The sequence below is a fragment of the Natronorubrum aibiense genome (assembly GCF_009392895.1).
In the GTDB taxonomy this organism is placed as follows: domain Archaea; phylum Halobacteriota; class Halobacteria; order Halobacteriales; family Natrialbaceae; genus Natronorubrum; species Natronorubrum aibiense.
Map to the genome: position 1 here is coordinate 1639828 of NZ_CP045488.1, position 21126 is coordinate 1660953.

Annotated in this window: 21 protein-coding genes and 1 pseudogene; 12 read left to right on the forward strand and 10 right to left on the reverse strand. The window is 63.9% G+C overall.

Annotated elements, in window-relative coordinates:
- Window positions 1-67: 67 nt before the first annotated feature.
- From GCU68_RS08035 to GCU68_RS08045, 3 genes are all read right to left on the reverse strand, one after another.
- Complete coding sequence (locus GCU68_RS08035) at window positions 68-664, reverse strand: DUF7411 family protein (RefSeq protein WP_152940527.1); 597 nt, start codon at window positions 662-664, stop codon at window positions 68-70.
- Window positions 664-1014, reverse strand: coding sequence for a DNA-binding protein (locus GCU68_RS08040; RefSeq protein WP_152940529.1), 351 nt, complete (start codon window positions 1012-1014; stop codon window positions 664-666). The genes GCU68_RS08035 and GCU68_RS08040 overlap by 1 nt, the downstream gene beginning before the upstream one ends.
- Window positions 1015-1116: 102 nt before the next feature.
- Complete coding sequence (locus GCU68_RS08045; RefSeq protein WP_152940531.1) at window positions 1117-1572, reverse strand: 30S ribosomal protein S19e; 456 nt, start codon at window positions 1570-1572, stop codon at window positions 1117-1119.
- Window positions 1573-1695: 123 nt separating this feature from the next.
- Here GCU68_RS08045 and thiL point away from each other — a divergent pair, with 123 nt between their 5' ends.
- Window positions 1696-2583 (forward strand): thiamine-phosphate kinase, encoded by an 888-nt coding sequence (gene thiL, locus GCU68_RS08050; protein ID WP_152940533.1) that lies wholly within the window; start codon window positions 1696-1698, stop codon window positions 2581-2583.
- A gap of 15 nt (window positions 2584-2598) precedes the next feature.
- On the opposite strand, the gene GCU68_RS08055 is transcribed toward thiL, so the two are convergent.
- The 3 genes from GCU68_RS08055 to GCU68_RS08065 form a co-directional block, all read right to left on the reverse strand.
- On the reverse strand, window positions 2599-3762 hold the full coding sequence (locus GCU68_RS08055; RefSeq protein ID WP_152940534.1) for a site-2 protease family protein: 1164 nt from the start codon (window positions 3760-3762) through the stop codon (window positions 2599-2601).
- Between the two features lie 143 nt (window positions 3763-3905).
- The gene (locus tag GCU68_RS08060) at window positions 3906-4145 is read right to left on the reverse strand and encodes a DUF7123 family protein (RefSeq protein WP_152940536.1); all 240 of its coding nucleotides are present in this window, start codon (window positions 4143-4145) and stop codon (window positions 3906-3908) included.
- Between the two features lie 311 nt (window positions 4146-4456).
- Entirely contained in the window at window positions 4457-5284 is an 828-nt protein-coding gene (locus tag GCU68_RS08065; RefSeq protein WP_152940538.1) for a molybdopterin synthase, read from the reverse strand.
- A 127-nt stretch (window positions 5285-5411) separates the two neighbouring features.
- Here GCU68_RS08065 and GCU68_RS08070 point away from each other — a divergent pair, with 127 nt between their 5' ends.
- The 6 genes from GCU68_RS08070 to GCU68_RS08095 all read left to right on the forward strand — a co-directional run bounded on the left by GCU68_RS08070 (window position 5412) and on the right by GCU68_RS08095 (window position 13974).
- Entirely contained in the window at window positions 5412-6449 is a 1038-nt protein-coding gene (locus tag GCU68_RS08070) for a CapA family protein (protein WP_152940540.1), read from the forward strand.
- Between the two features lie 99 nt (window positions 6450-6548).
- Entirely contained in the window at window positions 6549-7277 is a 729-nt protein-coding gene (gene pyrH, locus GCU68_RS08075; protein WP_152940542.1) for a UMP kinase, read from the forward strand.
- Window positions 7270-9024, forward strand: a complete 1755-nt coding sequence (gene lysS / locus GCU68_RS08080; RefSeq protein ID WP_152940544.1) for a lysine--tRNA ligase — start codon at window positions 7270-7272, stop codon at window positions 9022-9024. Before pyrH ends, lysS begins: the two co-directional genes overlap by 8 nt.
- Window positions 9025-9098: 74 nt before the next feature.
- The gene (locus GCU68_RS08085) at window positions 9099-10925 is read left to right on the forward strand and encodes a site-2 protease family protein (protein ID WP_152940546.1); all 1827 of its coding nucleotides are present in this window, start codon (window positions 9099-9101) and stop codon (window positions 10923-10925) included.
- A 151-nt stretch (window positions 10926-11076) separates the two neighbouring features.
- Window positions 11077-12549 (forward strand): heme-binding protein, encoded by a 1473-nt coding sequence (locus GCU68_RS08090; protein ID WP_152940548.1) that lies wholly within the window; start codon window positions 11077-11079, stop codon window positions 12547-12549.
- 102 nt (window positions 12550-12651) lie between these two features.
- Window positions 12652-13974: a dicarboxylate/amino acid:cation symporter gene (locus GCU68_RS08095; RefSeq protein ID WP_152940550.1), complete on the forward strand. Its 1323-nt coding sequence runs from the start codon at window positions 12652-12654 to the stop codon at window positions 13972-13974.
- Window positions 13975-13977: 3 nt separating this feature from the next.
- On the opposite strand, the gene GCU68_RS08100 is transcribed toward GCU68_RS08095, so the two are convergent.
- On the reverse strand, window positions 13978-14166 hold the full coding sequence (locus GCU68_RS08100) for a hypothetical protein (RefSeq protein ID WP_152940552.1): 189 nt from the start codon (window positions 14164-14166) through the stop codon (window positions 13978-13980).
- 86 nt (window positions 14167-14252) lie between these two features.
- On the opposite strand from GCU68_RS08100, the gene GCU68_RS08105 reads away from it, so the two are divergent.
- Window positions 14253-14708 carry a hypothetical protein gene (locus GCU68_RS08105; protein WP_152940553.1) on the forward strand — a complete coding sequence of 152 codons (456 nt, stop codon included), beginning with the start codon at window positions 14253-14255 and terminating at the stop codon, window positions 14706-14708.
- 53 nt (window positions 14709-14761) lie between these two features.
- Here the strand turns inward: GCU68_RS08105 and GCU68_RS08110 are convergent, their stop codons facing one another.
- Both GCU68_RS08110 and GCU68_RS08115 read right to left on the reverse strand, forming a co-directional pair.
- Window positions 14762-15145 carry a DUF5611 family protein gene (locus GCU68_RS08110; protein ID WP_152940555.1) on the reverse strand — a complete coding sequence of 128 codons (384 nt, stop codon included), beginning with the start codon at window positions 15143-15145 and terminating at the stop codon, window positions 14762-14764.
- A gap of 178 nt (window positions 15146-15323) precedes the next feature.
- Window positions 15324-16307 (reverse strand): DUF7093 family protein, encoded by a 984-nt coding sequence (locus GCU68_RS08115; RefSeq protein ID WP_152940557.1) that lies wholly within the window; start codon window positions 16305-16307, stop codon window positions 15324-15326.
- A gap of 245 nt (window positions 16308-16552) precedes the next feature.
- Between GCU68_RS08115 and GCU68_RS08120 the strand changes: the two genes are divergently transcribed.
- The 4 genes and pseudogenes from GCU68_RS08120 (at window position 16553) to GCU68_RS08130 (ending at window position 19575) form a co-directional block, all read left to right on the forward strand.
- Window positions 16553-16852 carry a DUF6432 family protein gene (locus GCU68_RS08120; protein WP_152940559.1) on the forward strand — a complete coding sequence of 100 codons (300 nt, stop codon included), beginning with the start codon at window positions 16553-16555 and terminating at the stop codon, window positions 16850-16852.
- Window positions 16853-16891: 39 nt separating this feature from the next.
- The gene (gene ygfZ / locus GCU68_RS08125) at window positions 16892-17992 is read left to right on the forward strand and encodes a CAF17-like 4Fe-4S cluster assembly/insertion protein YgfZ (RefSeq protein ID WP_152940561.1); all 1101 of its coding nucleotides are present in this window, start codon (window positions 16892-16894) and stop codon (window positions 17990-17992) included.
- A gap of 26 nt (window positions 17993-18018) precedes the next feature.
- A pseudogene (locus GCU68_RS22115) lies at window positions 18019-18201 on the forward strand (RNA-guided endonuclease TnpB family protein); the annotation flags it as partial.
- A 66-nt stretch (window positions 18202-18267) separates the two neighbouring features.
- Complete coding sequence (locus GCU68_RS08130; protein WP_152940563.1) at window positions 18268-19575, forward strand: TIGR00341 family protein; 1308 nt, start codon at window positions 18268-18270, stop codon at window positions 19573-19575.
- A 60-nt stretch (window positions 19576-19635) separates the two neighbouring features.
- Here GCU68_RS08130 and GCU68_RS08135 read toward each other — a convergent pair whose 3' ends face one another.
- Window positions 19636-21033, reverse strand: coding sequence for an FAD-binding oxidoreductase (locus tag GCU68_RS08135; protein ID WP_152940565.1), 1398 nt, complete (start codon window positions 21031-21033; stop codon window positions 19636-19638).
- Between the last annotated feature and the right edge of the window lie 93 nt (window positions 21034-21126).

Genomic DNA, 21126 nt, shown 5'->3' on the forward strand with positions numbered 1-21126 from the left:
GCGAACTTCTATCCTGTTATTTATTGCGTGGTGGGCGCCCGTCGCCCAGTGCGTGGCCGCGTCGCGCTCAGCCGCGGTGGACGCCAGTCACGTACGTCTGGTCGTGGTCCGGGAATAGATCCCCGATCGCTGCTGGCCCGTCTTTTTCGGCGATAAGCGCCCGCAGTTCCGCCTCGTAGTCGGCCCGATCGATCTCCTCGCTCGGGCCGGCGGTCACCTCGAGTCGATCCTCGACCAACCGGTCGACGGCGGTGCGACCGAATCCCGACAGCGGCGCGATGTAGTCGACGTCGTGGCGGTCCTCGAGACTCTGGGCTTGCGCTCGCGAGACCGTTGGGACGCGATCGTCGCGCCGGGTCCCGTCGGCGATCGCGTCGAACTCCTGTCGGGCCAGTCGCTCGAGGGCGTGGTGGTGAATCTCCTGGATGCCGTTTCTGGGGAAGCCGTCCTCGCGAATCCGAGTGACGGCGTCATGAGCGACGTCGGGGTCCAGCTCGAGTCGGTCGAACGCAAAGCCGGTTGCCTCAGCAGTCTCGCGGGCGTGTTTCCAGTCGTCGGTGATACCGAAGTGGGCCGTCACGAGCGTGACATCGTAGAACTCCTCTAGGAGAAGCGCCGCGAGCGTCGAATCCTTGCCGCCGCTGTAAAGCACGCCGAGCTCCATTAGCGGCGCTTGATATCGAAGCTCTTCGAATCGGGCTTGAGTTCCTGGAGCAGCTGTTTCATCTTGTCGTCGTCGATCTTGCCCTGAATGCGGCCGCTGCGGGCGAGCGTGACGACCTGCCGTTCGACCTGTTCGCCGAACTGCGGCTTGCTCATCTTGACCGTGTTGAGCCGCTTGCGGGCGTCGTCGGTGAGGTGCTGCCGCAGGACGGCTTGCTTCTGGGCTTCGGCCTGTTGCTGAGCCGCCTCCTGGGAGGCACTGCCTTGCTGGTTTTCGGCCTGTTCCTGGAGCTGTTCCATCTTCTTCTGCCGGAGTTCCTCGAGTTTCTCCTCGTCGGGTGAACCACTCATAGCTACAGGAGTCTACCGTCGCACGGCGGAAAATGATTACGGACGAACGCGACCACTGACGGCTCTCTGCGGTCGTGTCGGCGAGAAAATGGATCCCGTCGTCTACGCGTAGCGCTCGAGTTCCGGACGGTCGAGGTCTTCGAGGACTGCGCCGGCGGTATCGTCGAGCAGGCTCTGTCCGTCAGCCGTGATGCGTCGCCCCTCCCCTTCGGCGGTCTCGACGAGCCCTTCCTCCTCGAGCTGCTGGAGGATCGTTCGGATCAGGTTCTTCGAGCCGTCGGCTCGCTTGTCGGGTGCAACCTGGTAGCGGTTCGAGCCGCCCTTTGCGCCGCCGTACTCCGTCGAGAGTCGCTCGACGCCGACAGGGCCGCGGTCTGCCACCTTGCGAAGGAGGCTCGCGGCGCGGGTCGCCCAGAACGCCTCCTGCTCTGGTGGGAGTTCGCGATCGACACCGGTCTTTACGAACTTGCCCCAGTCGGGTTCGTCGAGTCGGTCCTCGAGTTCGTCGGCGAGCGCCTCGATGAGGTCGTCCGCCGGAACGTCGTACATCGTAGCCATTGGCGTGTGGTTCCCGTCCGCGGCATTTAAGAGCATCGTATCGGCGCCAGCGTTCGCGTCACCGACCCGCACTCCGCCGCGTCGGCCCGTATCGTTTTTCGTCCTCGACTCGAAACGAGGGGCATGGACGAACGCGCCGCTCTGGCGCTCTTAGCGAACGAACTCGACGCTGCCGGCGACGACGCGGCCATCATCGACGGCCTCGTGATCACGACTGATATGCTCCACGACCGGACGGATTTCCCGGATGGAACGACCCGTTACACCGCGGGCTGGCGAGCTGTCGGCGCGTCGCTGTCGGACGTGGCAGCGATGGGTGCCGAGGCGACCGCGGCCGTCGCAGTCTACGCGGCCCCCGAATTCGATCCTGAGGAACTGCTCGCGTTCGTACGCGGTGCACGCGACGTCTGTGAGCGCGTCGACGCCGAGTACGTCGGCGGCGACCTCGACGGCCACCAGGAGTTTACGGTGACGACGACGGCGATCGGCCGCACCGACGACCCCGTTCTCCGAAGCGGTGCTCGCCTCGGCGATTGCCTCTGTGTGACGGGCACGCTCGGGCGCAGCGCAGCCGCACTCGAGTACTTCGAGCGCAGCCGCGACGACGCGGCCCTCGAGCGAGCGAACGAGCTGTTTCGGTTCGAGCCGCGCGTCGCGGCCGGCCGGGTGCTTGCTTCCCACGCGACGGCGATGATGGACTCGAGCGACGGGCTCGCCCGCTCGCTGCATCAGCTTGCCGACGCCAGCGACTGCGGCTTCGCGGTCGACGCCGATCAGGTACCGATTGCCGACGCCCTCCGCGAGGTGGCACCTGACGCGGCCCTCGAGCGAGCGACGACCTTCGGCGAGGACTTCGAACTCGTCGTCACGCTGCCCGAATCCGCACTCGAGGCCGTTCGCTCGTCGATCGACGTCGAGCTATCGGTGGTCGGGCGGGTGACGGATCCCGAACACGGAATCACGTTCGGCGGCGAGCCGCTTGCCGACCGTGGCTACACGCACGGCGATTGACGGTCGTCAGAATCGCTACTGGATGAGTTCGATCGGCACTGGCATGAAACAGAGCAGTCCGAGCCCAAAGGTCACGACCCCGACCACGAATCGCCACGTTCCCAGTCGTCCTTCGGCGACCGGATGGGCCGCGCCGGCGGACGCGAGGACCATCGTCAGGATCCCCCAGAACACCCAGATGAACACCGTCTGGAGGCCGTAGCCGTCGACGTAGTAGAGGTAGGCCGCGAGGCCGAACAACACGGCCGGGACGAGCGCGCTGATCGTCTCGTGGAACTCGCCGGTCATCGCCCGAAGAATGTGGCCACCGTCGAGTTGACCGACGGGAATCAGGTTGAGGAAGGTGACGAACATGCCGACCCAGGCCCCGATGACGACCGGGTTGATGTTTCGCGTCGGGTCGTCGCTGTACAGTGGCTGGTCGACCGCCGCCGCGAGCAACTCAAGCAGCGGCGGAATCCCCAGCCGAAGCCCGCCCGCGTCGGACTGCTGCATAAGTGACTCGGGCACGGTCACCGGCGGGAGATGCAGGCCGATCACGGCCACGACGACCGTCGCCACCAGTCCGGCCAGCGGGCCGGCGACGCCGATGTCGAACAGCGCTTTTCGGTTCGGCATTCGCCCCTTGAGCTTGATCACGGCCCCCATCGTCCCGATGATCGTGGGTACGGGCAGAAAGTACGGCAGCGAGGCGTCGACCTCGTGATACCGGCTCATCACGTAGTGGCCGAGTTCGTGAATGCCGAGCACCGAGAGGATCGCGAGCGAAAACGGCCAGGCGTGGATGATCGTCGCCGGGTCGGCGAACGGATCGATCGACGGATACCACCACAGGGCACCGACGAACAGCGTCGAGAAGATCGTCGCAGCGAGCAGGAGGATGTTCGTCCACGGAATCGTCTCGATACCGAGACTGATCGGCTCGGCGACGAGGACGTACTCGCCGTAGCGTCTCGTCAACTGGAGTTCGTAGCCGGCCTCCCGAAACGCGGGCCACAGCTCTTGCATCGCCTGCTCGGGATGCATCCGTGGGTCGCCGTAGTACACCAGTCGGTCGCCCTCGGACCGAACCTCGTAGATCGCAAACACCGACTCGACGCGCTCGAGCGGCGGCCCGTCCTCGAGTGACGGCCCGCTCGAGCGCGACGGTCCGAATCCGGGCGATTCGACGTCGTCCATTACTTGCTATTCAGGGATCACGCCGTATAAATCGACTGTCGTCGGAAGGGTGCATTGCTATCCACTCGACGCCGGCTATCGAGAGAATCCTGATTACGGCGACCGTGTTTCTAACTGTGTATCACACACCACACGACTGATGTTCAGACGGGTTCGACACGCCACGTGGTCGCGCTCGTGTATGACCACTTCTCGATCTCGAGGTCGGTCGCCGACTCCGAGAGCTTGACCATCAGCGCGCCGATCTCTTTTGGGGACATGCCGACTTCATCCGCGATGAACTTGCCTTTGAAGTACAGTTCGCCGTCCTCTGCGCGGTTGCGCAGGTAGCGCTTCAGGCGGTGTTCTTTGCTTTCCGTGGAGGGTTGGGCTGTGGTGCTCATCGACAGTCGTTCATTGTGGGGGATATCTGTTATAAAGGATGGATGGTTAGCGGCGTTTCGTTTGTGTTCAACTATTTGGGGGGTCCCGATTGTTTCACCCGTGTTTACCACATCCCTTATTACTGTTTCAGAAACAGTTAGACGTTTTATAACCCTTTCTAACGTGTTATCTGTGATCAGCGATCCGCAACCGGCAGAACATCATCGTTCTACTCGCGACCGATATTTCAAACTTTATATTCTCGAATATATCGTCTGACGGGCTGGGTCGGCAGGGCAATGGCGCCTCGGATCGTGTCATCGCGTCCGTCTCAGGGACGGTCGTGAACCCAGAACTCGTCGTCGACTGTCACTTCCTTTTTGAACAATGGCACCTCGTCTTTCAACCGATTGATGCCGTCCTCGACGGTTCGAAACGCCTCCTCGCGGTGGCCAGCGAGGACCACAACGAAGACGATATCCTCGCCGTCTTCGACGATACCCGTCCGGTGGTAGAGTTCGACCTCGAGGACGCCGTCGCGCGCCTCGAGATCTTCTTCGAGGGCAGCCATTCGCTCGTCCGCGACGCCCTCGTACTTTTCGAACTCGAGATACTGGGTGCGCGAGTCGTCCGCGTCCTCTTTCGCGCGAACCCGACCCGTGAACGTCGCGATCGCGCCCGATCGGTCCGCCTTCGGCGACCGTTTAACCTGCTCGACCAGCGACTCGAGAGTCTTGTGGGGTTCCGTGTCCTCGAGGGCATCGACGACGGCGTCGACGTCGAGGGTACTGGGGGTGTCGACGGCTGCGAGGACGTCGTCACCCTCGGCGTCGCTCGAGCCGACGACGAGTTTCGGATAGCGAACGTCGTCGACGCCGACGACGACTCCGTAGTCACAGGTGGGTGCCAACTGATCGAGTGCGTCCGCGACGTCCAGTCCGGTTCCGGTGGCAGTCCAGTCGCCGTCGGCGCCCAGATCGTAGATGACGTCGCCGCCGACCGCCGTCGGTTCGTGGGCGTGCATTCCGTCCGCGATCGTCGCGTCGTATCTGATGACGCCGACGCGACCCGCCGCCGTGAGTCGGTCGACGATTCGGTCGACGACGCCCTCGAGTGTGTCGTCGCGTGCGCCGTGGTCGAGAATACCGAGTACGTGCATGTCTGCAGTATGGCGTCGTCGGACTTTGTAGCTGTCGGCGTTTGGAACCGTTTCGTACGGGCGTCTCGCCGCCACAGCGGTCGAATCTGGTGGTAGAACTTTGCACTTGCGTCGTGACGGGGCCACTATGACGCGTCGAATCGGCTTCACGGGCGACGTCATGCTCGGTCGGCTGATCGATCAGCGACAGCGCACTCGCGCCGTCGATGCCGTCTGGGGAACTGTTCTCGAGCGACTACGGGGACTCGACGGCTTCGTCGTCAACCTCGAGTGTTGTCTCTCGACGCGCGGGCGACAGTGGCAGCGAACCTATCGACCGTTTCACTTCCGCGCCGATCCCGACTGGGCGATCCCCGCGCTCGAGCGTGCCGGCGTCGACGCCTGTGCGCTCGCGAACAACCACGTACTCGACTACGAGGAAATCGCCCTGCGCGACACGCTCGAGCACCTCGATACGGCCGGTATCGCACGGTCCGGGGCCGGTGAGACGATCGACGAGGCACTCGAACCGGCAGTGTTCTCGGTCGGGGACCTCAGCGTTGCCGTCGTCTCGCTGACTGACAACACGCCGGAGTACGCAGCCGACGAGGAATCCCCGGGAACTGCGTGGATCGACATAGACGACTGGCGACACGACTCGAGCAGTCGAACGCAGTCCGACGACGCCGTCGCCGACGAGCGGACTCGTCAGCGGGTCCGAGACGTTGTCGGACGGGCACGCGAGACCGACCCCGATCTGCTCGTCGCCTCGTTGCACTGGGGGCCGAACATGGTCACGGAGCCACCCGACTCGTTTCAAGCGTTCGCCCGGTGGCTGATCGACGAGGGTGTCGATCTGATCCACGGCCACAGCGCCCACGTGTTTCAGGCGCTCGAGGTCCACGAGGGAGCGCCGATCATCTACGATGCGGGCGATTTCGTCGACGACTACGTGGTCGATCCCGAGTTGCGAAACAATCGGAGCTTTCTGTTCGTGCTGTCGATTACGGACGACGGAACGCCGACGGAACTGCGACTTCTCCCGACCGAGATCGACGACTGTGCGGTCCACGAGGCGAGTCCGGGTGCAGCCGAATGGTCCCGCGAGCGGATGCAAAACCTATCGGAGCCGTTTGGGACCGAGTTCGACCGCGACGGTGAGGCACTTGTGCTGGCACTCGAGTAAGGACCGGGTCCCTCGAGAATCTCTCCCGTGATGGTGTGGAACACGTGGGCCGGCCAGTTGGCAACCCTTAAGATTGGCTCCCGGCTACACCGCTGTAGCATGAAAGTGGTCGTTTCTATCGGCGGCAGCGTGCTCGTGCCCGAACTCGGAGCGGATCGGGTCGCCGAACACGCCGCCGTCGTCGAAGACCTTGTCGAGGACGGCTGTCGCGTCGGTGCCGTCGTCGGGGGTGGTGGTGTCGCTCGAGAGTATATCAATGCCGCACGCGATTTGGGGGCGAACGAAATCGAACTCGATCAGTTGGGGATCGACGTCACCCGGCTCAACGCGCGCCTGTTGATCACTGCACTGAACGAAGATTCGGTGACAGCACCGGCGAAGGATTACGACGAAGCCGGCGAGGCGCTTCGCCGAGGCGACGTCTGTGTCATGGGCGGCGTCGCGCCGGCTCAGACTACCGACGCCGTCGGTGCAGCGCTCGCCGAGTACGTCGACGCCGATCTGCTCGTCTACGCGACGAGCGTACCGGGCGTCTACAGCGACGATCCGAACGAAAACGACGATGCGACCAAGTTCACGGAACTCTCCGCTGCGGAACTCGTCGACGTCATCGCTGACCTCGAGATGAACGCTGGTGCCTCGTCCCCGGTCGACTTGCTGGCGGCGAAGATCATCCAGCGCTCTGGGATGCGAACGATCGTCCTCGACGGCACCGATCCCGAACGGATTGCGCGTGCGGTTCGCTTCGGCGACCACGAGGGGACCGACATCCTTCCGGAGGGGGCTGGCGAGGAGCCGACCTACTGGGCACAGAACGAAGATGACTAGCGACGACGACGCGTCGGCGTCTCCGACCGACCGGGACGTCACAAGTCCGTACACCCTCCAGCAGGAGGGCGACGACGCACGCCATGCCTTCTGGGCGGATACCGTCGCGGATCGAGTCGAGGAGCGCGTGGCCGACCGTCGGGAGGCTACGGAAGGGACGAGCGGGGAGGAACGACCCGCGAGCGAGGACCCCGACGAGCCGATCGTCATCAAAGGCGGTATCTCGCCATCCGGCGTCCCTCACCTCGGGAACGTCAACGAGATCATGCGCGGCTACTACGTCGCCGAAGTCCTGCGCGAACGCGGCCACGAGGTCCGACAGGTCTTCACCGCCGATGACCGCGACCCGCTGCGTGGGCTCCCGCGAACGCTCTGTGACCTCGAAGGGAATCTCGTCGACCTCGGTGAGGTCGATGCCGGTGCGCTCGGCCGCAATCTCGGTTCGCCGTACACCGACATTCCGGACCCCTTCGGCTGCTGTGATTCGTACGGCGAACACTTCTCGACGATCATTCAGGACAGTGCGGACGCACTCGACGTGCCGATCGAACTGGTCTCGAACACGGAACTGTACGAATCTGGCGAGTTCGACGATGTGACCCGATTCGTCCTCGAGAATCAGGATCGCGCCCGCGAGGTCCTCGCCGCGTATCAGGACAAGGTCGACGAGGACTACGTCCCGTTCAACCCCATCTGTGCGGAGTGTGGCAAGGTCACCGAGACCGTTACTGGCGTCGATCTGGACGCTGAACCGCCGACCGTCGAGTACGAGTGTACCGATATGGATGCCGGCGACCAGACGATCAACGGCTGTGGCCACGAGGGCACGGCGACCCTGCGCGAGGGCAAGATGCCCTGGCGCTTCGAGTGGCCCGCCCAGTGGCAGATCCTCGGCGTCGACTTCGAGCCCTTCGGCAAGGACCACGCCGAAGGCTCATGGCCGAGTGGCCAAGACGTCGCACGCAACGTCCTCGAGATCGAGCCACCCGTCCCAATGGTCTACGAGTGGTTCACGCTCGACGGCGAGCCGTTTTCGTCCTCGGCAGGAAACGTTATTCTCGTCTCCGACGTGCTCGAACTCCTAGAGCCAGAGGTCCTGCGCTACTTCTTCGCGAAGGATCCGTCGAAGGCTCGAGACTTCAGCATCGAGCGCCTCGACCAACTGGTCGACGAGTTCGACCGCCTCGAGGCGATCTACTTCGACGAGATCGACGCCAGCGAGGACGAGACGGCGTTCGCGAAGCGCGTCTACCCGCTCGTAGTCGAGGAACCCCGCGAGGAGCGCATCCGACTGCCCTACACCTTCGCTGCGGTGTTGGGGATGACCGACGACCCCGATCTGCGCGAGGAAATAGCGCGCCGCGAGGGCCACATCCCCGACGACGCTCCCGAGTGGGCCGTCGAAGGCGCGCTCGAGCGCGTCGAACAGGCCAGAAACTGGGCCCGTCGGACCGAAAACGAGTTCGATTACGAACTCAAACGGAGTGCGATTCCGGCCCACGACTTCGACGACGCGACCGAAGCGGCGCTCGCTGACCTCGCGGACTTCATCGAAGACGGTCACGATCCCGAGGAGATCCAGGGGGAGATCTACGAGGCGGCGCGACGACACGACGTCGACGTTGGTGACTTCTTCAGTGCGGGCTACCGGCTCTTTTTCGACGAAGAGCAGGGTCCGAAGCTCGGTCCGTTCCTCGCGAAAGTCGATCAGGCGTTCGTCGTCGACCGACTCCGTCGAGAGCGCTAACACGGCGCTCACCCTGTATCACGTCGGCTCGGTAGACAAAAGCCCTTTGAGAATGCCTCCCTGACATACGATCGATGGATTACGGTCTCCCCGCAGTCGTCTCGGTTCCCGAACTCTTCGGCTCTGAGCTTGCGACGTGGGCCGCTGTTGGCCTGTTCGTCTACTGGCTCGGGGTTATCGCACTCCAGCGAGCCGACCTCCTGCCGGAGTACGTCGGGACGCAGGGCCCGATTCTCACCTTCCACACGAAACGCGGACGTGACTTTCTCGACCGACTCGCAGGCCCCAAACGATTCTGGCGTGCCTGGGCAAATCTCGGTGTCGGCATCGCGATCGTCGTGATGGTGGCCATGTTCGTCCTTCTCCTCCTCGCGGCGATTTCCGCGGTGACATCCCCGCAACCGAGCGGTTCGGCCGTCCAGCAGCCCCGGAACGTCGTTCCGTTCCCCGGCGTCAACGACTTCCTCCCGCTGTCCGCGACGCCCGGGATCGTCGTCGGCCTCCTCGTCGGCCTCGTCGTCCACGAGGGCGGCCATGGCCTGCTCTGTCGCGTCGAAGACATCGGTATCGAATCGATGGGCGTCGCGATGCTCGCGATCATCCCCTTCGGCGCGTTCGTCGAACCCGATCAAGAGAGCAGTCAAAACGCTTCGAGAGGCGGCCAGACTCGCATGTTTGCCGCCGGCGTGACGAACAACTTCGCGGTGACGCTGCTCGTGTTCGCGATCCTCTTCGGACCGATCGCTGGTTCGATCGCCGTCGCACCCGGCGCTGCCGTCGGCGGCGTTGCACCCAACTCCTCGGCCGACGCCGCAGGGATCGAACCGAACGATCGGATCACCGCCGTCGACGGCGAGGCCGTCGAGACGAACGACGACCTCGCGGATCGCCTCGAGGCCGCATCCGGCGAGGAGGTTACGATCGAACTCAACGAGGAAGAGACCGTCGCAGTCGATCGATCGTTGCTCGTCACGACCGCGATGGACGACGGTCCGGTCGGCGTCTCGGCGGGTGACAAGATCGTCGCGGTCAACGGCCAGCAGGTCGCGACCGAGCGCGCCTTCTTCGAGGCCGTCGACGACGACGAACGCGTTACGCTGACGGTCGAGACCGAGTCCGGCGAGCGAGACGAGCACGAGGTACCGATCGGTGCCGCTGTCGACGTCAGCGACGACGGGCCGCTCCAGACTGCCACTGGATCGATCGACGAGCCGTTCGTCATCACATCGTTCGACGGCGAGCGAACGCGCTCCTACGAGGAACTCAGCGCGCTGCTCGAGGACAGCGAGGCAGGCGATGAGGTGACGATCGTGGGCTATGTCGGCGACGACCGCCAGGAGTACGAAGTGACACTCGGCGAGCACCCGAACGAGGACAGCGGCTTCCTCGGGATCTTTGCCAACCCCGGAATCTCCGGCTTCGAAGTCAGTGATATCGGGGTCCAACTCTACCCGGCCGGCGAGTATCTGTCGATTCTCGGCGGTGACGGCGGCGACGGTGGGGCGACCGACTCCTTCTTCGGGAAGATCGGGCTGGCGATCTTCCTCCCGGTCATCGGCGTCATCGGCCTCTTGCCGTTCAACTTCGCCGGCTTCACCGGCGGGATCGAGAACTTCTACGAGGTGCAGGGGACGCTCGCCACACTCGGCGACAGCACGGTGTTTATCCTCGCGAACCTGCTGTTCTGGACCGGCTGGATCAACGTCCAGCTCGGCTTTTTCAACTGTATTCCGGCGTTCCCGCTCGATGGGGGGCACATCCTGCGAACGAGCACCGAAGCCGTCGTCTCGAGGTTGCCCATCGAGGCGACCCGCGGCCACGTCCGAACGGTGACGACGACGATCGGGCTGACGATGCTCGTCAGTTTCATGACGATGCTGTTCGTCCCGTTCCTGCTCTGAACCGGCGGCCCGAACGGTCGTCGCGTCGCTGGCTCGGTGTACCTCGAAACCCCTTATATGGCCCGTTTCGGGTCAGTATGGCGATGCGACACGCATCCGTTCTCGGATCGAAACCCGGTGCTTCTTAGCGTCTCCGTTCTAACCCGCGGGTATGGAACGACGACAGCCGCCACAGACCGAAGAGGGCTGGTACGTCCTGCACGACTTCCGGTCGATCGACTGGGACGCTTGGCGTAACGCACCCGAGCGTCGCCGCGAGCGAGCGATCGAGGAGGGACGCGAGTACCTCTCGACCGCCGAATCCGTCGCGGACGCCGACGAGGGCGACTCGGCGACGTTCGCCGTCCTCGGGCATAAGGCCGATTTGCTCGTCCTCCACCTGCGGCCGACGCTCGGCGACATCGACGCACTCGAGCGACGGTTCGAACACACGGCACTCGCCGAGTTCACCGAGCGCGCCGACTCGTATCTGTCGGTGACGGAGGTCTCGGGCTACATGTCTCAGGAGTACTTCGAGGAGGGCGAAACCGCCGATACCGGGATCGCCAACTACATCGAATCTCGACTCAAACCCGAGATTCCGGACACTGACTTCCTCAGTTTCTACCCGATGAGCAAGCGCCGGGGCCCCGACCACAACTGGTACGAACTGCCGTTCGACGAACGTGCCGACTACCTCTCGAATCACGGCGAGATCGGTAAAGACTACGCCGGCCGGGTCACCCAGATCATCTCCGGCAGCGTTGGTCTCGACGACTACGAGTGGGGCATCACCCTCTTTGGCGACGATCCAACCGACGTCAAGGAACTGCTCTACGAGATGCGCTTCGATCCCTCGAGTTCGCGCTTCGCCGAGTTCGGCCGGTTCCTCTCGGCCCGCCGGATGTCTCCGGCCGACCTCAGTGCGTTCCTCGCCGGCGAGCGAGTGCCACAGGACGACGCTGACAGCGCCCACGGCCATCCACACGGCCACGGCGAGTCCGGCGATCACGGGCACGCTCACGGCGACTCCGACGGTCACCACGGCGACGACGATGACGTCCGGAGCGAACTCGATGACATGGGCGTCTACGCTGGCCAGCCACACGGCGAGGACGTCCACGCGGTCGTGCTCTACTCCGAAGCCGACACTGACGACCTGTTCGAGGAGGTCGACGGGCTGCGAACGAACTTCGATCACTACGATACGCACGTCAAGACGGCCGTCTATGAGCCTCGAGACGACGACAGCGAGGCCGCAGTCGTCAGCCTTTGGGACACCGAACGCGCCGCGAACACGGCCGCCGGATTCCTCGCTGACCTCCCCGAAGTCGTCCGGCAGGCGGGCGACGACGAGGACGATTCGTGGGGCACCATGGGCATGTTCTACACCGTAAAGCCGGACCACCGCGGGGACTTCACCGGTGTGTTCGACGATGCTGAAGCGTTGCTCGCCGACATGGACGGTCACCGCAAGACCGACCTGCTGGTCAACCGTGAGGACGAAAACGACATGTTCATCGCCAGCCGCTGGGACTCCCGTGAGGACGCGATGCAGTTCTTCCGCAGTGACGCCTTCTCGGATGCCGTCGAATTCGGTCGCGATGTCCTCGACGACCGACCACGACACGTCTTCCTCGCCTGAGGACGACGCTGTCGTGTCCCGGTTTCGACCGCGTGTCGTAGAAACGGGCGAGTCTCACCGATAGCAACACGTGTTGATTGTCCCTGCTCTTACGGTGAGTCGATGAGCACTATCGCTTCCACGTCGCGAACCGTCTGGGATCGGTATCGATCCGTTCCGATCATCTACCGCATCTCGCTCGCGTTCATCCTCGGCACTGCCGTCGGCGCGATCGGCGGCGAACGGGCCGCCATCGTCTCGCCGCTGGGCGATCTCTTCTTGCGCTTACTCGAGATGCTGATCATCCCCCTGATCGTTTTCACGTTACTGGGCGGGATGCGACGGCTGACGCCGTCAAAACTCGGCAAGGTCGGTGGGCTGACCGTCGCGCTCTACGCCGCGACAACGACGGTCGCAGCCGTGATCGGCCTCGCGGTCGCGAACCTGTTCGATCCCGGCACGGCCGTGGAGTTCACCGGCGGCGAAGCCCAGCAGGCCGAACCGCCGACTGTCTCTGAGGTCATCCTCGGAATCGTCCCTGCGAACCCGCTCGCCGCGCTGGTCGAGGGCGACATTCTGGCGACGATCTTCGTCGTGATCGTCTTCGGGTTGGCGCTGACGATCGTCCGCGAGTCGACGACCGAGGAGACAACCGAGGACGCGATCGACGGCTTCTTCGCGTTCATCGACGCCGGCACCGAGGCCCTGTTCAAGGTCGTCTGGGGCGTTATGGAGTACGGCGTCATCGGCGTCTTCGCGCTGATGGCGGCCGCCATCGGCACCGAGGGACTGGGTGCAATCGTCCAACTCGGCGCGCTCGTCGCGGTCATCGCGGTCGGCATCGCCGTCCACATGAGCGTCACCTACCTCGGCGTAATGACCATGGGCATCCTCGGCCAGTCGCCGCTGGCGTTTCTCAACGGCGCGAAAGACGCGATGGTGACGGCGTTTACGATCCGCTCCTCGAGCGGCACCCTTCCGGTGACGATCACCAACGCGGAGGAGAACATGCGCATCGACGAGTCGGTCTACGGCTTCGGCCTGCCCCTTGGGGCGACGATCAATATGGACGGCGCGGCGATCAGACAGGCCGTCACGGTCGTCTTCGCTGCCAACATGGTCGGTGTCTCGCTGGGACTTGCCGATCAGGTGATCGTCCTGGCGACCGTTATCCTGATCAGCATCGGCACGGCCGGCGTCCCCGGTGCCGGGCTCATCATGCTCACCGTCATTCTAAACGCCGTTGGCCTGCCCCTCGAGATCGTCGGCTTCGTCGCCGGCGTCGATCCGATCCTCGGCCGGATTGCGACGACGAACAACGTGACCGGGGATCTCGCCGTCGCCTCGGTCGTCGGCAAGTGGACCGACGGGATCGACCTCACCGACGGAGTCTGGAGTGACGTCCCGACCGACCAGCCCGACGACGCCGTTGCGACGTCAGACTGACGCTCAGATCCGACCCGAGTCCGCCGTCTCGTCGTAAAAAAAGTAGCCGGCGACGCCTGCAAGCCCTAACAGCAGCGTCAGGTACGGCCAGTTGCCGGCGTCGGTGTCCGTCAACGTGGCGTGTCCGGCGACGAAGATCGCAAAGCCGGTGTGTGCGACGAGCGTCGCGGCGAGAAAGCCTGCGAGGTCCATTATCCGGAAATTTTCCGTCGCCATCATAGCCGTTTCGGACTGCGCCGGGGAAAGGTACTCGACGCTCGTCCCCGAAGTTCGAGGTCGTGAACCGACGTGCGCTCCTCGGTGCTCTCCCAGCGATCGCCCTCGCCGGCTGTGTGACCCGGCTCGGACTCGCCGACCGCGTCGAAATCAGCGAGAAGTCCGTCCGCGTCCACCCCAGAGACGGAGGCGACCCGATCGACGCCGCCGTGAGACGATACGATCCCGACGAGGGGCCGTACTACCACGACACGCCCGCCGAGCAACTGGCCGATGAACTCGGACCCGACGACCCACTCGAAATCAGCGAGGAACTCGCGGCGCGACTCGATTCCGAGTTCGAGGTCGTCGAGTACCGGGTTCGCGGCTGTGACGTCGGCACTGACGACTGCCAAGAGACGACGCTCGTCCGAGCGGATTTCAACGACCTCGAAGCCGGTGATATTGCCGATATCGTCTACCGAAGTTCCGGTGCGGGACTCATTTCAGTGCACGAGTCACATGAAAACCGCAGCTGATTGGGACACTGTCCGAACGCTGCGAAGCCGTTTTCGTCGTCGAACGCGACGAGTTAGAAGTCGTGATCCGGGTCGTCTTCGACCTGGCGTTTCATCGACTCGCGGCGGGACTTGGCGTCGCGACCCGTCGCCTCGAGCAAGAAGTCGTTTTTCGCGTCGACGGCCTCACCGGCGGCCTCGAGTTCATCGGGACCGAGCTCGGTGGGATCGCGCTCGTAGAACTCGACGCCGAGTTTGTCCTTTTTCCCGGAATACTCGACGGCCCCGGCAACGACCTTCTCGAAGACGGGATTGTCGGGCTCGCCGATGACGTAGAGCTCGCTCCCTTTGTACTCTTCTGTGCCCGTGATCGGGCCGAAGTAGTCCTCGATGGTGGCTTCCATATCGGGGATTCGCTCCTCGAGATACTCACCGCGGCGCATCTTGTACTCTTTCATGGATTGGTGATACACGGGGGACCGTTTACCTCTTTTCATAGCCGGCGCAGCCGACAGACGGGGGTCTGAGACGGGGAGACCCGTTTCGTCTTCGTCTCGGAAGGCGACAGGTCCGTCCATCTCGACCGGTGAGAGTAGCGAGACGAACGCGATCGCGTGCAGTGCGATCCGGGATCGCTCAGCGCCGCTCTCGTTTGCCGAGGTAGCCCTTTCGACAGTCAGGACAGATGTCGCCGGTGCGTAGCGAGGTCCGGGCACCAGCCGCGACGTACTCACACCGTGGGCAGTACAGTTCGGTCGGCACGTCCGACTGGTCGGCGGTGCTTTCGCCGGGGACCGGTGCCGACCCCGCGCGCTCGATGCCGCTACCGGCGTCGCTCTCCACCGGCGTCTCGGTGCGTTCGTCGTCGCTCGAGTCAGCCGTCGGCGGCTCCGTCGTGAGCGTTCGGGCCTCCGTTGCGGCAGCCGATTCGCCCGGTGCAGCGCCCGTGTCGTCCTCGAGGACGATCGCATCGTCGGTTACCTCAGCGTCCGTGCGGTCGGCTTCTGTGGCGGCTGCGTCGACGTCATCGGGGTCCGAGTCGTCGTCCGGCCACGCTGTCGGTTCGTCAGCCGCGCCAACCGGTGGGCCGACGTCTTCTGACTCCGGCCACTCCCCGTGTTCGCGGTCGCGGTCGGGCTGGGACTCGGAGTCGTCTAAGATTTCGCCGTCGTCGGTCACAGGCTCGCCGTTTTCGTCGGTTGGAACGTCGAAGTCGTCGTCCTCATCGTCGCCGTCGAAGGCGATGTCGGCCGACTCGGCAGACCCGACCTTGGAATCGTCGATGAACTCGGTGTCCGCTGCGTCGGCGTCGATGAACTCGGCATCGTCGCCGTCGCCGGAGTCGGCGGCTTCATCCGGGGGTGTTTCGACCGTTTCAGCAGCGTCGGCTGTCGCGGTCGTGTTTGGCTCGGGATCGGATTCGGTGGGCCGTGAGGCGGCCGTCTCCATGGAGAGACTCGTGATCTCGGTGTTCTCGCTGATGACGTTTCGCTCGCCACAGCGGATACACTCCTCGTACTCCTGGACGGTGACGACGACCTCACTGCCCCGTTCTTCGCGCTCGCGTTCGACGTCGGTTTCGCCGTAGTCGTGTCCGAGCAACGAACATCGCAGGACCATTGTCCCACCGTTCCCAGTCATCGCATAAAAAACGTACTGCCTGCCAGACCGTCGTCGTGACAACAACGTTCCTCGTTTGCTGTCCGACAGTCGGCAACTCCCGATCGCCAGTCGCGTCGTCGACCGGTGATACGGACTCCTGGTAGTTAGGTCGGTGCACTCGCGAGTGCACCGGGCCGTGGGGCCAGCAGACCGGATGAAAGAACGGCAAACGTCAAATCCCCGGTCGTTGAAGAGAAAGACGGATGAGAGCAAAGCGGGAGTACCGGGATCGGGAATCGACCGAGGTGGCGGTACTCGACGAACTCGTCGATCGGGCCGATGACGGGATGACCGTCTTCGAACTCCGTGCCGCCGTCGAAGAGGACATCGACCACCTCGAGCAGGCCCTCTCGACGCTCAAAGAAGACGAGCTGATCGTCGTCGAGTCCGATCACACCGAAACCGTCATCAAACCCGACGAACGGGTGATCCCCGACATCACGTCCGACGAAAACGACGAGCAGACTATCGGGGAGTGGCTCCGCGAGCGGTTGCCCTTTTGAATCGAAACGCCTGATACGTTCAGGCCCGAGAGAGTAGGCATGAGCGTCATCGAGTCAGTCCATACCGACCACGGCGCGACGTTCGGCGACCGCGACGGGCGAACGATCGTCGAACATTTCGGACGGCCCGAGCGAACGCATCTCGCGGTTCGCAACGGTGTCGGCCTTCTCGAACTCGCCTACGGCGTGGTCGTCGTCGAGGGCGATGATCGCCTCGAGTACGTCGACAACGTCGTCTCGAACCGCGTCCCCACCGAAGACGGACAGGGCTGTTACGCGCTCGTCCTCGATCCACAGGGCGGGATCGAGGTCGAACTCTATGTCTACAACGCTGGCGAGCGACTGTTGCTCTTTACGCCGCCGGCCGAAGCTCAACCGCTGGCCGAGGAGTGGTCCGAGAAAATCTTCATTCAGGACGTCGAGATTCGGGTTGCGACCGACGACTACGCGATCTTCGGGATTCATGGTCCCAAGGCGACGGAAAAGATCGCTAGCGTCCTCAACGGAGCTGCCTCGCCCGACCAGCGCTACTCGTTCGTCCGCGGGACGATGGGCGACGAGGGCGTCTCCGTCATCCGAACCGACGCCCTCACCGGTGAAGAGAGCTACGAGGTCATCTGCGCGGCCGACGACGCCGAGGCCGTTTACGATACCCTCTTGAATCAGGGGTTGAACGCCGCCCCCTTCGGCTACCGAACCTTCGAGAGTCTCGCGCTCGAGGCCGGCTCACCGCTCTTTGACACGGAACTCGAGGGAACGCTCCCGAACGTCCTCGGCCTGCGAACCGCCCTCGACTTCGAGAAGGGCTGTTACGTCGGTCAGGAGGTCGTCTCCCGCGTCGAGAACCGTGGCCAGCCCAGCCGGAAACTCGTCGGCCTGACGCTCGAGACGGACGACGACGCCGCGGTCCCTGAATCCGGCGCAGCCGTCTTCGACGGCGACGCGTCCGTCGGCGAGGTTACGCGGGCTGGCGAGAGCCCATCACTCGAGACGGTCATCGCGCTCGCGCTCGTCGACTACGGCCTCGAAAGCGAGGCGCTGACGGTTCGTGTTGGCGGCGAGGAGATGCCCGCCACCGTCACCGCGTTGCCGTTCGTCGAGGGCTCGGATCAGTCGGGCCGACTGCCCGACTATCAGTAGGTAGCCAGCGAGACGGTTTTCGTTAGTCCGAAGGAACGTCCTCAGAATCGCATGGCGCTTCTGATGGGCTGCGAAAATCGTCCGACGATTTTCGAACGCCCGTGGAGACTGCGACTGCTGTGGACACTGTTTCCGTGTCTGCAAGTCGCGTCGTTGAAACAGGAAGCCCCTGCCTCAAGGAACGAGCGGCTGCCACCGCGAGTGAGTAGGCAGGGGTAGTTCACCACAACCTGCCCGTCCCGCAGTATTATCTGGAGTACCATGGTCGGTCCTGTATGCGCTATCTGGAGGTGACGGTCCCGAAAGGGAAACGACAGGCTGTCATCGACATTCTCGAGGACGAAGGCATCGAGTACGTCGTCAGCGACGAAACCAGTGGTCGGGGATACACCGCAGTCGTCCGGTTTCCACTGCCGACGCGGGCCGTCGAACCGGTGCTCGATCGGCTCAGGCAGGCCGGAATCAGCGAGGATGCAAGCGTCGTCGTGATCGACGCCGAGACGGTGATCTCCGAGGAGTTTTCGACGCTTCGAGAGCAGTATAGTCACGGCGGACAGGCTGGTTCGCGCACCTCGAGGCAGGTCCTGCGAACGAAAGCCGACGAACTCACGCCGCCGTTTCCGATCTACGCCGTCATGTTGCTCATCAGCGCTGTCGTCGCCACCGCCGGGCTGCTCGCCGACTCGCCGGCAGTCGTGATCGGCGCGATGGTCATCGCACCGCTGCTCGGGCCGGCGCTCGCCGCCAACGTCGGCATCGTCACCGGCGACGACCGGCTCAAATCGACCGGGTTCAGCTACCAGATCGTCGGGGTGACGATGGTGATCGTCGCCTCGATCGCCCTCGCCGCGATCGCCCGGCTCGCGGGACTCGAACCTGCCGGCGTCGACATCGTCGTCGCCACCGAACTCCAAGAGCGGGTCGCGCCGAATCTGTTCTCGCTCGCGGTCGCACTCGGGGCCGGGATCGCCGGCATTCTGAGTCTCACGCGGGGGTTTTCGGAGGCGATCGTCGGTGTGATGATCGCCGCTGCACTGATCCCGCCGTCGGCCGCGGTCGGCATCACCGTCGCCTGGGGGATGTACGGCGCGGCGACCGGGGCCGCCGTGCTCGTGATCGTCAACGTCCTCTCGATCAACCTCGCTGCGCTGGCGACCCTGTGGATCGCCGGCTACCGCCCGCAGGGGTTGTTCGAGGTGTCACCGACCCGCACGCCGACGTACACCTACGCGGCGATCTTCGGGATCGCGCTGCTGGTGTTGGCGGCCCCGTTGGCTGGCATCACTCTGCTCGATTTCCACACGACCGAACTCGAGTCGGTTGCCGAGGAGGAAGCCGAGGCAGTGCTCGCCGACCCACAGTACGAGACCCGCGAGGTCGACGACGTCGTGGTCGAACTCGACGGCAACTATCCGATCCAGTCGGTCGACCGGATCGTCATCACGGTCACCGGACGGACACCGGGACCGGAGCCGGGGCTCGCCGAGCGGCTCCACACGGCGATCAGCCAACATAGCGACGAGTCACTGGTCGTCGAGGTCCAGTACATCGTCGCCGAGCAACACGGCGACACTGGTGACTGACGGCAGTCGTCTGGCCTCGACCGTTCGATCGAATCCATCGAAACGTACGCAAAAACGGGGTTACGTCGCCGGCTTGACGTTCTGGTTCATCCGGAACAGGTTCTTCGGATCGTACGCGGCCTTGACCTCGGCCAGCCGTTGCTGGTTTGTCCCGTAGGCGAGGTTTTCCTCGCCTTCGTCCTCACTGATGAAGTTCATGTAGACGCCGCCGGTCGCGTGCGGGGCCATAGCATCGAAGAATGCTCGAGCCCAGGCGATACAGCGGTTGTCATCCGCTGGATCCTCCCAGCGCGTGTGGACGTTCATCGCGTACTCCGCATCCCGGTGTGGGTAGGCCGTCGCGTCCGCCGGGATGCGTTTCATCGCGCCGCCGAGTTGTCCGAAAAAGATCTCGGACTGCGGCGACGGCAACTCCTGTGCGTACTCGATTGCCGTCTCGATGGCCTCGTCCGAGAGCGTCCCGAAATTGTGTGACTTCCAGTAGTTCCGGGATCCCTCGGTGAGCAGTGGATCGAACGTTTGCTGGAACTCGGCGTACTGGTGTGGACTGACGACATCGGCGATCGGCTCGCCGTACTCCCGGATCGGGGCGAGCACGTTTTCGCCTTCTGCCACGTCACCGGCGTAGAACGGAACCACGACGAGGATGTCCTCACCGTGGATTTCCTCCGGGAGGAACGGAAGCGGTGGTGCCTTGCGCAGGACCATCCAGACGGCAGACTCGTCCGGTGCCGTTTCGTTGAAGTCCCGCACGTGTCGGAGGACGTCTGGTGCATCCGCGCCGTGGTAGACGACCAATCCGGCGAGGACCTCCGGCCCGACCTCGTGGAGGTCGAACTCGAAGGCGGTGACGACACCGAAGTTGCCGCCGCCGCCACGAACGCCCCAGAACAACTCCTCGTTCTCGTCCTCACTCGCGTGACGCAGCGTGCCGTCGGCGGTGACGATGTCGACCGACCGCAGGTTGTCCACGGTCATGCCGTACGTACGAGTGAGCCAACCGAATCCGCCGCCGAGCGTCAGTCCCGCGACGCCGGTCGTCGAGTTGATTCCCAGTGGCGTCGCCAGCCCGAACGCCTGCGTCTCGTGGTCGACGTCGGCGAGGGTCGCCCCCGGCTCGACTCGAGCCGTCTTCCCTTCCGGATCGACCTGCACCGACCGCATCGCAGAGAGGTCGAGCATTAGGCCGTCGTTACAGACCGCGTTCCCCGCGATGTTGTGTCCGGCACCGCGAATCGCGAGCACCACGTCTTGCTCCCGGGCGAAGTTCACCGCCGCGATTACGTCCGAGACACCCATCGCTCGAGCGATGAGTGCCGGCCGTCGGTCGATCATGCCGTTCCAGATTGCTCGCGTCTCGTCGTAGTTCGGATCCTCGGGACGGAGCAACTCACCGTGAAGCCCCTCGCCGAATCCGTCTATTGCACCGTCGTCTACGGGTGTGGTAGTGGCTGCCATTGTCCCTCAGAGACAGTACGTCGCCAGTGAAGATATACATATCACGATTAATAATTAATATAACTCGAGCCGAGAGAGACTCGAAAATCGTCC

Excerpts from the sequence above, each read along its gene's own strand:
- GCU68_RS08100 (WP_152940552.1), bottom strand. The coding sequence starts at position 14,166 with ATGGACCTCGCAGGCTTTCTCGCCGCGACGCTCGTCGCACACACCGGC.
- pyrH (WP_152940542.1), top strand. The coding sequence starts at position 6,549 with ATGAAAGTGGTCGTTTCTATCGGCGGCAGCGTGCTCGTGCCCGAACTC.
- GCU68_RS08095 (WP_152940550.1), top strand. The coding sequence starts at position 12,652 with ATGAGCACTATCGCTTCCACGTCGCGAACCGTCTGGGATCGGTATCGA.
- GCU68_RS08070 (WP_152940540.1), top strand. The coding sequence starts at position 5,412 with ATGACGCGTCGAATCGGCTTCACGGGCGACGTCATGCTCGGTCGGCTG.
- GCU68_RS08110 (WP_152940555.1), bottom strand. The coding sequence starts at position 15,145 with ATGAAAGAGTACAAGATGCGCCGCGGTGAGTATCTCGAGGAGCGAATC.
- ygfZ (WP_152940561.1), top strand. The coding sequence starts at position 16,892 with ATGAGCGTCATCGAGTCAGTCCATACCGACCACGGCGCGACGTTCGGC.
- GCU68_RS08090 (WP_152940548.1), top strand. The coding sequence starts at position 11,077 with ATGGAACGACGACAGCCGCCACAGACCGAAGAGGGCTGGTACGTCCTG.
- GCU68_RS08130 (WP_152940563.1), top strand. The coding sequence starts at position 18,268 with ATGCGCTATCTGGAGGTGACGGTCCCGAAAGGGAAACGACAGGCTGTC.
- thiL (WP_152940533.1), top strand. The coding sequence starts at position 1,696 with ATGGACGAACGCGCCGCTCTGGCGCTCTTAGCGAACGAACTCGACGCT.
- GCU68_RS08035 (WP_152940527.1), bottom strand. The coding sequence starts at position 664 with ATGGAGCTCGGCGTGCTTTACAGCGGCGGCAAGGATTCGACGCTCGCG.
- GCU68_RS08085 (WP_152940546.1), top strand. The coding sequence starts at position 9,099 with ATGGATTACGGTCTCCCCGCAGTCGTCTCGGTTCCCGAACTCTTCGGC.
- lysS (WP_152940544.1), top strand. The coding sequence starts at position 7,270 with ATGACTAGCGACGACGACGCGTCGGCGTCTCCGACCGACCGGGACGTC.
- GCU68_RS08045 (WP_152940531.1), bottom strand. The coding sequence starts at position 1,572 with ATGGCTACGATGTACGACGTTCCGGCGGACGACCTCATCGAGGCGCTC.
- GCU68_RS08060 (WP_152940536.1), bottom strand. The coding sequence starts at position 4,145 with ATGAGCACCACAGCCCAACCCTCCACGGAAAGCAAAGAACACCGCCTG.
- GCU68_RS08120 (WP_152940559.1), top strand. The coding sequence starts at position 16,553 with ATGAGAGCAAAGCGGGAGTACCGGGATCGGGAATCGACCGAGGTGGCG.
- GCU68_RS08115 (WP_152940557.1), bottom strand. The coding sequence starts at position 16,307 with ATGGTCCTGCGATGTTCGTTGCTCGGACACGACTACGGCGAAACCGAC.
- GCU68_RS08135 (WP_152940565.1), bottom strand. The coding sequence starts at position 21,033 with ATGGCAGCCACTACCACACCCGTAGACGACGGTGCAATAGACGGATTC.
- GCU68_RS08065 (WP_152940538.1), bottom strand. The coding sequence starts at position 5,284 with ATGCACGTACTCGGTATTCTCGACCACGGCGCACGCGACGACACACTC.
- GCU68_RS08055 (WP_152940534.1), bottom strand. The coding sequence starts at position 3,762 with ATGGACGACGTCGAATCGCCCGGATTCGGACCGTCGCGCTCGAGCGGG.
- GCU68_RS08040 (WP_152940529.1), bottom strand. The coding sequence starts at position 1,014 with ATGAGTGGTTCACCCGACGAGGAGAAACTCGAGGAACTCCGGCAGAAG.